This is a genomic window from Rhodovulum steppense (assembly GCF_004339675.1).
Taxonomy (GTDB): Bacteria; Pseudomonadota; Alphaproteobacteria; order Rhodobacterales; family Rhodobacteraceae; genus Rhodovulum; species Rhodovulum steppense.
Genome location: NZ_SLVM01000007.1, coordinates 14,497 through 28,362, shown reverse-complemented (window position 1 = coordinate 28,362; position 13,866 = coordinate 14,497). Strand labels below are relative to the sequence as shown.

Annotated in this window: 12 protein-coding genes and 2 pseudogenes; 1 reads left to right on the top strand and 13 read right to left on the bottom strand. The window is 63.8% G+C overall.

Going from position 1 to position 13,866, the window contains the following annotated elements; all coding sequences use genetic code 11:
• Positions 1-300: 300 nt before the first annotated feature.
• From EV216_RS05985 to EV216_RS05950, 7 genes and pseudogenes are all read right to left on the bottom strand, one after another.
• Positions 301-921: a response regulator transcription factor gene (locus EV216_RS05985; RefSeq protein ID WP_132694158.1), complete on the bottom strand. Its 621-nt coding sequence runs from the start codon at positions 919-921 to the stop codon at positions 301-303.
• Positions 906-3,692, bottom strand: coding sequence for a PAS domain-containing sensor histidine kinase (locus EV216_RS05980; RefSeq protein WP_132694157.1), 2,787 nt, complete (start codon positions 3,690-3,692; stop codon positions 906-908). Before EV216_RS05980 ends, EV216_RS05985 begins: the two co-directional genes overlap by 16 nt.
• A gap of 15 nt (positions 3,693-3,707) precedes the next feature.
• Positions 3,708-4,862, bottom strand: coding sequence for an FIST signal transduction protein (locus tag EV216_RS05975; RefSeq protein WP_165899162.1), 1,155 nt, complete (start codon positions 4,860-4,862; stop codon positions 3,708-3,710).
• Between the two features lie 249 nt (positions 4,863-5,111).
• Positions 5,112-5,813, bottom strand: coding sequence for an RES family NAD+ phosphorylase (locus tag EV216_RS05970; protein ID WP_132694155.1), 702 nt, complete (start codon positions 5,811-5,813; stop codon positions 5,112-5,114).
• On the bottom strand, positions 5,810-6,211 hold the full coding sequence (locus EV216_RS05965; protein ID WP_131389154.1) for an MbcA/ParS/Xre antitoxin family protein: 402 nt from the start codon (positions 6,209-6,211) through the stop codon (positions 5,810-5,812). The genes EV216_RS05970 and EV216_RS05965 overlap by 4 nt, the downstream gene beginning before the upstream one ends.
• A 65-nt stretch (positions 6,212-6,276) precedes the next feature.
• A pseudogene (locus EV216_RS18610) lies at positions 6,277-6,909 on the bottom strand (antitoxin of toxin-antitoxin stability system).
• A gap of 299 nt (positions 6,910-7,208) precedes the next feature.
• Positions 7,209-9,401 carry a putative bifunctional diguanylate cyclase/phosphodiesterase gene (locus EV216_RS05950; RefSeq protein ID WP_132694152.1) on the bottom strand — a complete coding sequence of 731 codons (2,193 nt, stop codon included), beginning with the start codon at positions 9,399-9,401 and terminating at the stop codon, positions 7,209-7,211.
• 173 nt (positions 9,402-9,574) lie between these two features.
• Between EV216_RS05950 and EV216_RS05945 the strand changes: the two genes are divergently transcribed.
• Positions 9,575-10,771, top strand: coding sequence for an IS256 family transposase (locus tag EV216_RS05945; protein ID WP_132694151.1), 1,197 nt, complete (start codon positions 9,575-9,577; stop codon positions 10,769-10,771).
• A gap of 32 nt (positions 10,772-10,803) precedes the next feature.
• On the opposite strand, the gene EV216_RS05940 is transcribed toward EV216_RS05945, so the two are convergent.
• From EV216_RS05940 to EV216_RS05915, 6 genes and pseudogenes are all read right to left on the bottom strand, one after another.
• Positions 10,804-11,346 carry a hypothetical protein gene (locus EV216_RS05940; RefSeq protein ID WP_132694150.1) on the bottom strand — a complete coding sequence of 181 codons (543 nt, stop codon included), beginning with the start codon at positions 11,344-11,346 and terminating at the stop codon, positions 10,804-10,806.
• Between the two features lie 293 nt (positions 11,347-11,639).
• Positions 11,640-11,846, bottom strand: a complete 207-nt coding sequence (locus EV216_RS05935) for a transposase (RefSeq protein WP_207893975.1) — start codon at positions 11,844-11,846, stop codon at positions 11,640-11,642.
• 1 nt (position 11,847) lies between these two features.
• Positions 11,848-12,825: pseudogene (locus tag EV216_RS18825) on the bottom strand (type IIL restriction-modification enzyme MmeI); the annotation flags it as partial.
• Positions 12,822-13,244 (bottom strand): type II toxin-antitoxin system VapC family toxin, encoded by a 423-nt coding sequence (locus tag EV216_RS05925; protein WP_132694148.1) that lies wholly within the window; start codon positions 13,242-13,244, stop codon positions 12,822-12,824. The pseudogene EV216_RS18825 and the gene EV216_RS05925, both read right to left, overlap by 4 nt.
• A gap of 3 nt (positions 13,245-13,247) precedes the next feature.
• Positions 13,248-13,496, bottom strand: a complete 249-nt coding sequence (locus EV216_RS05920) for a FitA-like ribbon-helix-helix domain-containing protein (RefSeq protein ID WP_132694147.1) — start codon at positions 13,494-13,496, stop codon at positions 13,248-13,250.
• Positions 13,497-13,544: 48 nt separating this feature from the next.
• Complete coding sequence (locus tag EV216_RS05915; RefSeq protein WP_132694265.1) at positions 13,545-13,820, bottom strand: WGR domain-containing protein; 276 nt, start codon at positions 13,818-13,820, stop codon at positions 13,545-13,547.
• Positions 13,821-13,866: the final 46 nt, after the last annotated feature.

Sequence of the window (13,866 nt, the reverse complement as noted above, 5' to 3'; positions counted from 1 at the left end):
GCGGTTAAGGCAAATTTGGGTCAAACTTGCGCCAATCCTGTGGCTTTCGTTAACCTTGAGTTGAACGCGTAACTTGAGTGGGTGATCAGGACGATCCCGGGCCGCTCCCTCCAGTCGGGACCGCCTGACGGGGGGCGCCCAAGACAGATCAGGCCCCGTCGCCGACAGAAGGTCCGCACCCGGGATCGACCCGCCTTGCCCCGAGGATGCGTCCTTCCCCGAGGGGAGCCACGGCGAATCCCTCTGGCCGCATCGGGCGCCACGGGACCCCGCCCGACCACAGCGGTCTTGGTCCGCGGCTCAGAAAAGCCCCGCCGCCTTGGCGATCATCGCGGCGTGGGTTCGGTTGTTGGCGTCGAGCTTTTTGCAGACCGACTTGACGTGCAGCTTGATCGTGACCTCTCTCAGGTCCAGCTTGCGGGCAATCTCCTTGTTGGCGAGGCCGCGGCAAAGCCCCTCCAGAACCTGCATCTCGCGTCGCGTCAGGCTCCGGGCCAGAGGATGGGGTTCGTCGCCCTTCGGTCCTCCCGAAAGGAAGTCGACCGGGACGTATTTCTCGCCCGAGCACATGAAGCGGATCGCGTTGACCAGCGAATTCGCCGCCATCGTCTTCGGGAGGAAGCCGATGGCTCCGGCATCCATCGCCTTGTGGGCGGTCTGCCGTGTCGCGATCCCCGACATCAACGCAACCGCCTTGCCGGAATTGACATCCAGTGCCCGTTTGAGGCCCTCTAGGCCGTTCATCCCGGGCATGGCGTAATCGAGAAGAACAAGATCGAACCCGGCATGCCGCTCGATATCTTTGCAGGCACGATCCAGATCCGCGGCTAACGTCAGGTCGAAGCCCCCGGCATTGTCAAGGTACAGGGCAAGCGTCTCGCGGACAAGATCGTGGTCGTCGGCGATCAGCACCCGGAGCATGCGGTCCGATCCTTGACGGTTCTCGGCTGAAGACGTGACAGCGTGCCGGCAAGCGCCACCAGATCGATGGGTTTCGCGAACAGTCCGGCGATGCGGTCACCATCAAGCCCCCGATCCAACAGGCGCCGGGCGAGCGCGGTCACTAGAAAAACCGGAAGATCCGGTGCAACCCGGCCCAGATGTTCGACCATGTCGCCTCCGGTCATGCCCGGCATGTCGTAGTCGGAGATCACGGCGGTCCAAGCGTCGGGATCCTTCGCGATGGCATCGAGGGCGACATCCGGCAGGTCGCAAAAAGCCACTTCGGCGCCCCGCGCCTCAAGATAGGCCTGAAGAACCTCGCCGACGGCGCGCTCATCATCAAGAACCAGGAATGTCATGCCGCTAAGGGAATGCTCCTCCGCGGCGGTGGCGCAAGTATCGGGGGTCGCTTCGTGAGGGTGAAGCGGCCAGAAGACCGTGACGACCGTGCCGTGCCCCGGCGTGCTTTGCACATCCACCGCGCCGCCCGCGCCACGGACCTGAAGCGCCACGATGGTCAGGCCAAGTCCGGTGCCGCGCGCGCCCTTTGTCGAGAAATGTGGATCGAAGATGCGGGCACATGTGGCCTCGTCCATCCCTGCGCCGCTGTCGTGGACCTCGATGCGGGCATAGCTCTTGCCCGCGTCCAGGGAACCGATCCGCAGCCTCTGGTGCCGTTCCGACCGGAAGGACCGGACGGTGAGAGTGATCTGTCCGCTTTCGGAGGAAATCGCGTCGCGGGCGTTCAGGATCAGGTTGACGCAGATGCGGTTCACGGTCCCCGGATCGCCGCGCAGAAGCATGGCGTCGTCGCAAATCGACACATCCAGGGTCACGGCGGCGGGCAGGCTGGGGACAACGACCGCGGCCACATCCGCAAGCGCCATGCGCAGATCGAACGCACCTCCGTCGCGCGGTTCGGCGCCAAGGTCGAGCAGGCGGTTGACCAGGCGGGCCGCACGATGCCCCGCCGATGTGATCCGCTCGGCATGCTCGCGCGCTTCGGCTCCGGCCATCCGATCCCCCGAGATCAGGGTCGCCGAGCCCAGGATCGCCGAAAGCAGGTTGTTGAAATCATGCGCCACGCCGGCCGCGAGTTGGGCCAGCGCCTCCTGTTGCTGGGCGCGCATAAGCGCCCCGCGCAATTCCTCCTGCCGCCGCTCTTCGGCAAGACGTTCGGTTATGTCGCGAATGATGAGCACCGAGCCCTCGCCGTCCAGCGGGGAACGCGTGATCTCGTGAATTTGTGGCGCGTCCACCGGCCCGACCCGTTCCATCCGATAGGTGCCGCTAGATGGATTGCGCTGGTTGCGGTAGCTCGCCCGCCAATCTAGTCCAAGCGCCGCTTCGGACCGGCCATACCCCAACAGCGCCACGGCGGAGCGATTCAGGTGAATGATGCGCTGCGACTTGTTGAGGATCACTATGCCGTCGAAGGCGGCGTCCACCGCGACGGCGCGCTGACGCAGCAGGGCCTCGACGCTCTTCAGTCGCGTGATGTCGGTTGCAGTGATCACCAGAGCGCCATCCACGTCGCGTCGGGCGCGCAGAAGGAAGCTCCTGCCATCGGCCAGCGCCAGTTCCCGGCCATGACCTGCGCGGGCCATCGCGTCGAGGTCTTGCCTATTGGGCAGGGTATCGGCTCCGGGCCGGTGCGGCAGCGTGCGCAGGTGGCTCGCGCGGTTCTCTTCGAAGGTCGTCCCGACCGACCAGTCCGGACCCGGCGCGGAAAACGCGCGTTGCAACGCCTCGTTGCTCAGAAGCACGTCGCCCGTCTTGTCCAGCATCAGGAAGGCACCCTCGGTCACGGCCAGGGCTTTGGTCATGCGCTGGCGGATCCGGTCCCGCTCCCGGCGCGCCTCGACGCGGGCCGTGACATCGGTCTGGGTCGAGACGAGGTGCCGAACATGACCCTCGCCATCGCGTACGGGAAACAGTGTCACCTCGCTCCAGAAGAACTGCCCGGACTTTCGTCGGCTGCGCAGCAGGAACTGCCCTTCGGAACATGTGCGCACGGCGTTGCGCAGCCGTACCCCCTCTTCCGCGTCCGGGGTGTCGTCGGTCAGGGATCGACAGTTTCGGCCAAGGATCTCACTGGCACCGTAACCCGTGACCTGCTCGAATCCCGGGTTGACATAAATGAGGGGGGTGTCGGGCCGGGTGGCATCGGCGATCGCAAATCCGGTCGTGGAACCTTCGATCGCCGCCGCGAGCAGGGCGTTCTCCGCAGCCAGGCGTTCGGATGCCAGGGCCTTTGCAAACAGCCCCGCGAGCCGCAGCAGAAGCTTCAGATCCCGGCGCAGGAAAGCCCCGCGGCCGTGGTGAAGGCAGAGGATCGCGCATTCCGGCCCCGGATCGATTTCGGGCAGGCGCGCGGCCAGCAGGCTGTCGAATCCGGCGCACACCGGGCTGTCCGCCCGGTTCCCGAGCGCGGCCAGATCCGCGACGTTGCGTGCACGGTCGAACAGATCGACAGGCGGCATCCATTCGGCGCCGAGATCCTGCGGAACGGTTGTGCGGATCACCCGGGCCCCGCGCCCGTGCCGTTCGACCAACATGGCCTTCGAGGCCCCGGTCGCGGTTCCCAAAGCATCGAAGATTGCGGATATGGCCAGCGTCGGTGTGGGCGCGGTCGCATATGCCTCGATCGCGGCAAGCAGTCCGGCGGTCTCGGCATGGGTCCGCGCCTCGCGGTCCCGGAGGATCTGGAGCTCCAGAAGGGCCTCGCGCAGTCGTTCATTGTCGGGCATCCGGGGGGCCTTGCGCTACTTGGAAAACAGGATGCAGGAGACCATGAGGTTTCCATGCCGATTGCCCGAGTTCAGGATGGGCCCCTGTTCCCCGAAGGTGAACACTCCGGCAAAGGGCACCGCGGGAAGGGCCTCGCACACACCGTTGGTCAGATCGTCCAGCCGGTCGTGGACCCCCAGCATGCAGCCGCCGCAGTAAACGATCAGGGCGCCCGCGATCCCGGCGGGCTGCATTCTCCCGGCCTCGCATGCGATACGCGCCACGCGCCCCGCGCGTTCGATCAGGGCGCCCGCCGATCCCGTCATCTGCGTGAGGCGCTCGCCCGCGGCGACATCGGCAAAGAGGTGCAGACCGCCCTCGCCGTCGACGGCGGCAGGATGCGCAAGGATGAAATAGGGGACGCCCGCGATCCGGTGGGTTTCCCGCCCCAGCGGCCAGAAGGTGCTCTCGCCCAGGATCGAGCGTGTCTGCCCGCCCTCTGTATCGGTGCAAACCGCGCCGCCCGTCCACGCGCTGTAGACCTCCGCGGCCGGGCGCGCGTCGATCTCGGCCACGCGCCGTCCCTCGACCCGCGTGACGATACCGCTGCGTTCGGTCGGAGCATATCCGTTGTGATAGGCCAGCGAGACCTCGCCAGACGGATAGAGCACGCCGATGGCCACCGCGCGCCCGGCGCATCTTCCCTCGGCGAAAACCGACCACCCGCCGGCCACGGAATTGTCGGCGGCACTGCCTCCGGCAATGGGCGTGTCCGGACCAACGACCCGCTCGATCCCCGACAGGACGCGTTCCTCTTCCCCGGGTGTGCCGTAGATCCAGACGAGATCGGGCCGCTCGCCGGTACGACCGGCATTGTCTATGGCGGCTCGCGTCGCCGCCTCTGCCGCCGCCGACGGGTCATCGTCAAACGGCCGGAGGGCCGTTCCATATGATCCTTCGCCATCGTCGATCGCAAAGAGCACTCCGGCGCAGACCCCGTCGGCCGTCAGCGCGCCAGAGCAGGAGGTTCCCCCCATCAGCATCATCCCGGTTTCCCGGGAAAGTTTCAGCAGGGGGGTCGGATCGAGCCTCTCGTCGAGATGCAAGGTACAGAACTGCGGCAAGCTGCCAAGCTCGTGGAGGTGCGCGACAAGCGCCGCAATATCCTCCTGTGCAACAATCTCACTCACAATGATCCGCATGCTACCCTCTTTTCATACGTATCGTATAGAATGCCCTTTGTGCGCCGTCGCTGCGCCTTGCGGATAGTCTGACCGAACTTTCGGATAGTCCGCGGGCAGCCCATGATCATGCTGCACGTGGTCTCCAACAGTCGGCCGAACGGCCCGAGATCGCCCCTGACCGACATCGCCTCGGGCACCACGCCCACCCTGGACGTCACGATCGGGAGGCAGCCGCTCACGCATCGCCTTGGCGGATCAGCCAACAGCCGTGATCGAATAGTGTGGCGTCCCATCCCAAACAAGATCCCAGGACGCGCCCGGACGGACGTTCTGGATCGCATGCGGCTCGAAGCAGACCAGACAATTCCCGCCAGGTGCAGGCGCCCGGACCGAAGGGTAGATCAGACCGCGGGACCCCGCCCGGCGCAGATGTTCGGCTAAGCTTTGCCCCTCAGGATATCCAAAGGCCGGATCTGGATGCAGCGCGGGATGTTCCGGTTCATCGGTCAGATCATCGAAGATCCCTATGAAATCCGCCAGCAGTTCCACATAGCGGGCGCTATCGTGGAAGCTGCCCGTAAAGCCGAGTTCGCGCGTGCGGTGCCACGCCACTTCGCTGACGGAAACCATCACGTCCCATGCGCAGTACCAGGCGCCGCGCTCTTCGGTGTTGAAGCGGTTTCCGCCGGCGCGGGTATACGTGAAGGCGGCGTTGACATGGCTCTCGCCATAGATGCGCAGATCTCGGCTGCGGCGCTGCCAGGCCAGCTCGCGCGGGTCCAGATGCGGGTTGCGGCCACGTTCCGCCAGAAGACGGCCGCTGGTCAGGCCCTCGATTTCTGCCAGGATCTCCATCTCGTCATCGGTATCGACGAGACCACGCAGGGATGGCGGCTTGTGGTAAGTGGCGGGCAGGAGACGAACGAGACCACGATCAGAAATCTCGGTCCGCTTCATGCCCCACCGCGCAATGCATCAAGATAGGTCCGAACCGCGAGAATTTGCGGCAAGCCCCCGTCGATGGCGGTATCAACCGGACGGCTACCCCCGAACAGCGGCCCTGTGTTCGGTCGGGTGAACCAGCTTCGCGCGAGCGGCTCGGAGAAGTAGAGTTCGAGCGATTTGTAGATGCCGATCACCGCACTGAGCCTCAACAACTGGTCCTTGGTCAGTTCCCCCGCGAAGTCCGGCTTCTTGGCGCGCTTCCATGTGCTCTCCGACATATCGGCAAGGCCCGCCGCTTCCTTGAGGCTGAGACCCCAGGCATCGGCCACGCGCGCGTAGGCCTTCAACGCGACGGCGTTGACCTGTGCAGGTTCCCTGATTTTCTCTGCAACGTACATGGCGTCCTCCATTGCCCTCAACATAGTTCATATGATCCCATTTTAAAGATCAAGTGAGCTTCGCGTCTACTTTCCGCTCACCCGACCCTGCGCCCGGCTTCGGTGAAGGTGTACTCGCTCACGATGATCCCCTCCTCGATGGCCTCGTCGGAGGTGAGGTGGTCGTATTCGGCCTCAAGCTGGCAGTATAGCCAGCGGGCCAGATCACGCAGCGCCTCGGTCACGATCTCCTTGGCATCCTCGGTCGGCGGTTGCCAGGTCGGGCTGTCGCGGGTTACATCCACGGACGTTGTGTATTCGTGGTAGTAGCGACCGTGGTGGCTGGCCTATTCAGCGAGCTGGTAGAAATTCCGCCGCTGGAGGGCCTGCAGCCGGTCGGCGATGCCATGCAGCATCGCATCCATCGGGGCGCAGTCCCGGCCGCGCGCAGCCGCGCCCTTGGCGTGGGACCAGTAGCCTTCAAAGCAGGCCCCATCGCCCTGGTTCCAGAACCCGGAGAACCAGATGCAGGGCTTGGCCCGCGTCCTGCCACCCATCAGGCGGACGGGCGTGGTCTTGAGGCGAATGCCGAGGATTTCACAGACCCGCTCGAGATCCTCATAGACCGCGTCCCACCAGTCGTCATGGGGTCCGAGTTCGCGATACCAGCTGCGGACACGCGCGTTGAAGGTCACCGAAGAATCGTGAGGTAAGGAAATCCGGTATTGCATGATTAACAAAGTCTGGGTCGTCTGGCAGCTGAGCAAGAGCTTTTGAGCGTTGAAGAGTAAGAGGTTCCAAAAATGAGTGCGAGATTTGATGAAGAGGATATCGCCGAAGTGATTGCCTCTGCAGCTAGCGCAGCAGGCGGGCAAATGTCGCACGCCGCTGCCCTTCTGCTTGATGCCGCAGCCACGGCCGTTCTGACTGCTGGAATCGACGTTCATCTAGCTGCCGCAAGACTTACCGCTTCAGCCAAGTCGGCAGAAGCGAACGAAATGGGGGGCTAGCAGGAACACCTAGGCGCACTTCAGGATCCTTGAAGCACCTTCGGCGTCAGATGCTGCTGCAAGAAGGTGTCGAGATCGACACCCTTGCCGAACAGATACCCCTGCCCGAGGGGGCAGCCGTGACGGCGCAGCCAATCGTGTTGCGCCTCTGTCTCGATCCCTTCGGCTACAACGCACAGCCCCAGCGCCTGCCCCATGGCGAGAATTGCACGCACGATCTCGTCCGAAGGTTCTTCCGCCGTTTCAAGCCGTTGCACGAAGCTGCGGTCGATTTTCAGCTCGCTCAGACGCAGCTTGTGAAGATAGCTCAGCGAGGAATAGCCGGTGCCGAAATCGTCGGCCGAAAGTTCAAAGCCGCGATCATGCAGCAGGTCGATAACCTCGCGGGCGGGACTGCTCAGATCAACCAGCGCCCCTTCCGTCAACTCGAAGCGTACATCCCTCGCGCCAAGCTGGGCCTGATCCAGATGCGAGAGCAGCTCGAGGCCGAAGCCGGTCTCATGCAGGCTGTCGGGAGACAGGTTGACCGAGATACGCAGCGCATAACCCGCCGCGCGCAGCCGTGCCGTGGCAGCACCTACCATGTCGACCACCATCAGATCAAGCGCCCGCATCAGGCCGGTGCGCTCGGCCACCGGCAGAAAGACGGCGGGACCGATCCCCTGCAAATCCGGCTCAGTGCTGCGCAACAAAGCCTCGGCGCCGACAACCCGGCCCCCTTGCCGCAAATCCACCAGCGGCATGAGGAAGATCTCGAAGGCCCGAGCCTTCAGCGCCCGTTGTAATATCTGCGCGATGCGCGCCTCCTCTGCCTCGCGCTCGCGCAGGGGAGCCGTAAAGCGCACAGTCTGGTTGCGGCCGCGCGCCTTCGCCTCATACATTGCCAGATCGGCGCTCAGCCACAACTCCTCGCTAGAGGTGGCATCCTCGGGATAGACGCTGACGCCCATACTGACACTTATATGAACAACATAGCCCCCGAGGTCGAAGGGCAGCTCGAAAACAGAGGCAAGCCGTGTCAGCACCTCCCGCGTGTCCTCGCCGGGGGCATAGGGGTGCAGGAAGGTGAACTCGTCGCCCGCGACCCGCGCGAGAACCTGCGGCCCCTGCCGGATCCTTTCGAGCCGTGCTGCCACCTTGCGGATCAGCAGGTCTCCGGCATGGTGGCCGAATCGGTCGTTGACCTGCTTGAAATTGTCGATATCCAGAAAGACATGAAGCAAATATCCCCGGTCACGCTGCGCTTTGACGATGGCCGCGGCGAGGGAATCCTCGAACAATTCCCGGTTCGGCAGACCCGAGACCGGGTCATGCAGGGCGGCGTGCATGGCCTCGGCAGCCGCGTTATGCAACAGCGCCTCGTTCGCCAGTTGCGCGGTGATGTCGGTCAGGGTGGCGACCACCTGCAACCCCCCATCGGACATCCGCATCGGCGCCGCAGTGATCGAGATTGACAGGGTCTTGCCATCGTGTCGCCGGATCGAGACCCGACGATCGCGCACGGTGGTTTGGGTCGCAATCACCCTGAAACCGGGAAAATCCTCGGGCACCATCGGCGTACCATCCAGTTCGGTCAACGTCCAGTAATCGTTCACCAGCGGCAACCCGATCAGCTGCTCGGACGTCAGGCCCAAAATCGCGGTCGCCTCCTTGTTGACAAAATAGATGCGCCCCTTGTCGTTAAACGCCACGATGCCCGAGACGGAGGTCTCGACCAGCCGCTTGAGGAAATCGCTTTCTAGGCGCAGTTTCTCGGCCAGTGCCTTGCGGTCGGAGATGTCGATATGCACGCCCGACAACACGCTTGGCGTGCCATCCGAAGCGAAATCGACGGGGCGGCAGCGGCTCAGCACCCAGACCCAGTGCCCGTCCTTGTGCCGCATGCGGATCTCATCGGAGAAGACGTAATCCCCGGCCTTTGACCGGGCCACCCGGTTTTCGTACAGCTTCACCGCGTCTTCGGGATGAACGAGGGTCAGGAAGCTCTCCTCCGTCACCGGCTCCAGTTCCTCGCGGCTGTAGCCCAGCATCTCGGCATATCTGTCATTGATCTGATTTTTTCTCGTGGCGACATTCAACCGCCAGGTGCCGAGCCCGGCGCCAAAGATCACCTCGGCCAGATCCTGCGACGCCTCCTGCTGCCGGGTCAGATCGAAGGCTACCCCGAGGAGCGGTTCCTCGGACGTACCCGCCTCGTTGCGACAATCCGGCACAAGCTTGATCCAGCGACGGGTTCCATCGGCCGTGTCCCGGGTGGTGGTGTAGGAGGCCGCGCGCGGAGCCTCCGGCGTAGCGCAGCGCGCGGCCGTTGGTGACGCTGGCGGTCATCGCCGATCTTCGGAGAAGGTTTGGGTTGCGAGACCTGAAACCGACAACGGAGACGACGATGACCGATGACAGAATGGCGCTGATCGAATTGGTTGAGAAGCAGGCCGATGGCGACCTCGTGCGCGAGATGCTGGCCTTCGCAGCTGACCGGATCATGGAAGCCGAAATCGAGTTGAGAACCGGCGCGACGAAGGGCGTGCGCACCCCGATGCGGGAGGTTCAGCGCAATGGCTACCGCGACCGCGACTGGGATACCCGGGCGGGCCGGATCGCGCTGGAGATCCCCAAGCTTCGGAAGGGCAGCTACTTTCCCAGCTTCCTCGAGCCGCGCCGCACGGCCGAGAAGGCCTTGGTGGCGGTGATCCAGGAAGCCTACGTCCACGGCGTCTCGACGCGCTCGGTCGATGATCTGGTCAAGGCCATGGGCGCAGGCGGCATGTCCAAGAGCCAGGTCAGCCGCCTCTGCGCCGAGATCGACGAGCGGGTGAACGCCTTCCTGACCCGACCGCTCGAGGGCGCGTGGCCCTATCTCTGGCTGGATGCGACATACCTCAAGGTCCGGGAAGGCGGGCGCATCATCAGCAAGGCCGTGATAATTGCGGTGGCGGTCAACGAGGACGGCAAGCGCGAGGTCCTGGGCGTCGCCACCGGTCCATCCGAAGCCGAGACCTTCTGGACCGAGTTCCTGCGGTCCTTGGCCGACCGGGGCCTGCGGGGCGTGAAGCTGGTGATCGCCGATGACCACAAGGGCCTGCGAGCCGCCGCGCGCCGCGTGTTCAACGCCACCCACCAGAGATGCCGCATTCACTGGATGCGCAACGCGCTGGCCCATGCCCCGGCCAAGCAGCGCACCGCGGTGGCGGCGATGCTGAAGACGATCTTCGCGCAGGAAACCAAGGCCGACGCCGAAGCCCAGTGGGAGATCGTGGCCGATGCCCTGCGCGAGAAGCAGCCCAAGCTCGGCGCCCTGATGGACAGCTCCCGCGACGACGTGCTGGCCTACATGACCTTCCCCCGCGAGCATTGGACCCAGATCGCCTCGACCAACCCGCTTGAACGGGTGAACCGCGAAGTGAAGCGCCGGTCGGACGTGATCGGCATCTTCCCCAACGACGAGGCCATCATCCGCCTTGTCGGCGCGCTGATGCTGGAGACCAACGACGAATGGGCGGTCGCACGGCGTTACATGAGCCTTGAAACGCTCGCCCGCGTGACCGACAATCCCACCGTCAGGCTGCCAGCCGTGGCTTCCTGATCAAGCCCTGACCTCTCCGAGGGGCGGCGCTCCTACACCACGACGTGGGACACTATCGTTCCATCCGGCATGTCGAACCGCAACAGGCTTTCCACGATCTCGGGATGGCCCGGAACGATGCGCTCGAAATGGCGCCGAAACTCGGCCAGGTCGGCCGGATGCAGGTGCGCGGCCATCTCGTCAAAGCCGAACCATCGCCCCTCAGGCAGATTCAATTGACGGGCAAGGCCCCCCGTCACCTGCCACTCGGTGCCGATTTCGGGCGAAACGCGTGCCTGCCAGACCAACCCACCCGCGGCCGTCAGCGCGAGTCGCAGCCGGTCTTCCGCCTTGATCGCCGCCTCGGCCGCCTGCGAGAGTCGTGCCCAAGCCCGGCGCATCAGGAGCCACAGGCCAACGGCAGTAAACAGGATGAAGACCCACCCCTTGGCGGTTTGAAGCTGTTGATAATGCGCGTAGTCGCCCGCCAAGCTGGTCAGAATTCGGTCGCTGAACAGGATGTACCCGGCGCCGAAGATTGCGTAACACAGCGCGAATACGAACGGGCTGAGTGTCAAGCTGCGTTTTATGGCCATCTCGTTCTAAATACCGAATCGTGAAAAAACATAGCTTGCAAAGATTAATATCATCTGACTGGAAAGCCACGAAATGCTATTACATTTCTTAAGAGGCCCCGCGCACAATCATCGCGGAGACGCCGCGGCGTCCGGCGCCGCGCGCGTTACTGCTTCGGCCATGGGACCGGGCAAAGAGACGTTTATCGTGGCCATGGTCGCGATCTCCTTTGCGAGGAACCCGCAGCCCCTGAACGGTAGGAGCTCGGCAACATTCCGGATGAGGCGACAGCCACCGCTTCGGGAACATTCCTTCATGAGGCAATACGTCGGCCAAATTGGTTGTCGCTCATCAGAAACTGCGCCTCCGGACATGCCGAAAGCAGACCCTGCTTCTTCAACTCATGCCGCCAGGCATAGATCTGCTGCCGCGACACATCGTGCCGCTGCGCAACCTGCGTCACCGTCGCGCCGCCCATGCCTACCGATAAAACGATCTCGAGCTTCTCATCGTCGTTCAACCTCCAGCTCTGCCCGCAGATCATCGAGGAAGAGCGGGTTCAACACCTTCAGGATGTTCGGCACCGAGGTGTAGTGCATGCCGAGGACCGAGCGTTCCTCTTCATCCGCGACGGCCTGGATCATGGAGCCGAAGATGTCGGGGTTGATCTGTGTCCAGTCGAGGCTGCCGATATGGGACAGGTAGCGCTGCGCGATCTTGGAAAAGCGCGGCACATCCGTGCTGCCCGAGAAGAGCCCGCCGTTCACGTAGGGAAAGGTGTCGGCCCAACGGGGCAGCTTGGCCTCGGCCCGTTTGGGGATGGGCGTGTTCATCGCCCGGAAAATCTCGCCGATGACTTCGTGCGTGTTCGACCCGTCGCGGTTTGCCATCTAGTCGATGGTGGCGGTGAACAGGTTGTCGCTGACGAAGATGTCGGTGTCTTCGGCGAAGAAGCAGAAGATCAGCCGCGCCATGAAATGGTTCATGTCGTAGCGCTTGTCGGCGCTGCCCCAGTCGGGGTTGTCCTTGATAAGTTCGACATAGAGCCGATTGAGGCGGCTGGTCGCGCGGATGTCGAAGGCTCTTTCGCGGATCTGCTTGACCATGGAGATGTCGGCCAGCTGCAGGAAGAAGCCGGAATGGTCGGGGAAATCGGTGTAGCGGCAGGCGATGGTTTCGCCGGTGGTGATATCCTCGGCCTCGAGGTCGATGCCATCGGTGGCGAGGATGAACTTGGACTTGGCGCGGGTGGTGGCGGGGCTGTCGCGAAGGGCGGTCAGGGTCGCCGCGATGTCGCCCGGCGCGCAGGTCGCAAGGTGGATGTTGTTGGTCTGCAGGACGCCGCCGAGGTCGGACTTGTTCGACGCGCCGGTGCGCAGGCGCTTGATCGTCGTGTCCTTGTTTCCGAAGGCCATGAGGAAGGCATAGGGGAACTCGGCCGCGTCAAAGGGCTGCTCGGCAAGTTCGGAAACGGCTTGTTCGATTTCAACGGCGTTCATGCGGCTGTCCAGGGGTTGATCAGGTCGATCTCGCAACCCTCGAAGTCGGGCGTATTGCGCGTGGCGACGGTGGCACCACGGGTGTGGGCAATGGAGGCGATCTGGCAATCGGCCTGGGCGATCGGTCGCCCGGCGGCGCGACGTGCGGCGGCGATGGTGGCATAGGACTGCGCGGCGTCGCTGTCGAAGGGCAGGATGCGACCGGCGAGGTCCTCGCGCAGGATACGGTCCACGGCGTCAACCAGCGCGGCGCGGCGCTTGCCGTTCCCCATGATCGCGAGGCCGTAGCGCAGCTCTGCCTCCGATATCGAGGTCAGGTAGACGTTGAGCCCGTCCTGAGCGGACAGCCAGTGTTCGACCTTGGGCTCCGGAGCCGGGCGCAACAGCTCCGAGATGACATTCGTATCGAGGATGATCATGCGTCAGGCCTGGTCGAACGCGGGCGGTTCACGCATGGCTTCACGCTGCGGAAGGTTGAGATCAACGCCACCCAGAGGCGCGACCCGTGCACGGATGGCCGCGGCAAGATCGTGGGATGGCTTCGCTTCGCCGACGACATGGCGCAAGATCTCGCGCGCCTCTTCCTCCATCGAGCGGCCATGCTCGGCTGCGCGTATGCGAAGGCGGCGCTTCACGTCGTCGTCAAGGTTCCGGATGGTAATGCTTGCCATGATATCCTCCTGAGAAGAGTGTAATCATCGCAATCAATGCGATCAAGACTAATCGCCTGAGTGCAGAGCCTCATAGCCCCGCCGCTTCTTCACCGCTGCGAGCTTCATCAAAGCGGTGATGGCCTTGCCTTCATCAGGGTGGGTCTCGACCATCATATGTCCCCGAAACCCGATCCGGCCCCACTCGCGTACGAGGGTGGCGCGGCCGAAGAGGTCGCGTTGCACGCTCAGCCGATAGAAGCGACGCATGTTGCGCGCCGGATCAATCCGGCGCATCTGCACGTCGGTCGGGAAGACATTGAGCTGGATCGGTTTGTGGTACATGTAGTAATCAAACAAGGCTTTCTACACAATATCAGGTGGAAACCTG

Excerpts from the sequence above, each read along its gene's own strand:
- EV216_RS05920 (WP_132694147.1), bottom strand. The coding sequence starts at position 13,496 with ATGGCAAGCATTACCATCCGGAACCTTGACGACGACGTGAAGCGCCGC.
- EV216_RS05940 (WP_132694150.1), bottom strand. The coding sequence starts at position 11,346 with ATGGCCATAAAACGCAGCTTGACACTCAGCCCGTTCGTATTCGCGCTG.
- EV216_RS05985 (WP_132694158.1), bottom strand. The coding sequence starts at position 921 with ATGCTCCGGGTGCTGATCGCCGACGACCACGATCTTGTCCGCGAGACG.
- EV216_RS05925 (WP_132694148.1), bottom strand. The coding sequence starts at position 13,244 with ATGATCATCCTCGATACGAATGTCATCTCGGAGCTGTTGCGCCCGGCT.
- EV216_RS05980 (WP_132694157.1), bottom strand. The coding sequence starts at position 3,692 with ATGCCCGACAATGAACGACTGCGCGAGGCCCTTCTGGAGCTCCAGATC.
- EV216_RS05965 (WP_131389154.1), bottom strand. The coding sequence starts at position 6,211 with ATGGAGGACGCCATGTACGTTGCAGAGAAAATCAGGGAACCTGCACAG.
- EV216_RS05970 (WP_132694155.1), bottom strand. The coding sequence starts at position 5,813 with ATGAAGCGGACCGAGATTTCTGATCGTGGTCTCGTTCGTCTCCTGCCC.
- EV216_RS05945 (WP_132694151.1), top strand. The coding sequence starts at position 9,575 with ATGACCGATGACAGAATGGCGCTGATCGAATTGGTTGAGAAGCAGGCC.
- EV216_RS05915 (WP_132694265.1), bottom strand. The coding sequence starts at position 13,820 with ATGTACCACAAACCGATCCAGCTCAATGTCTTCCCGACCGACGTGCAG.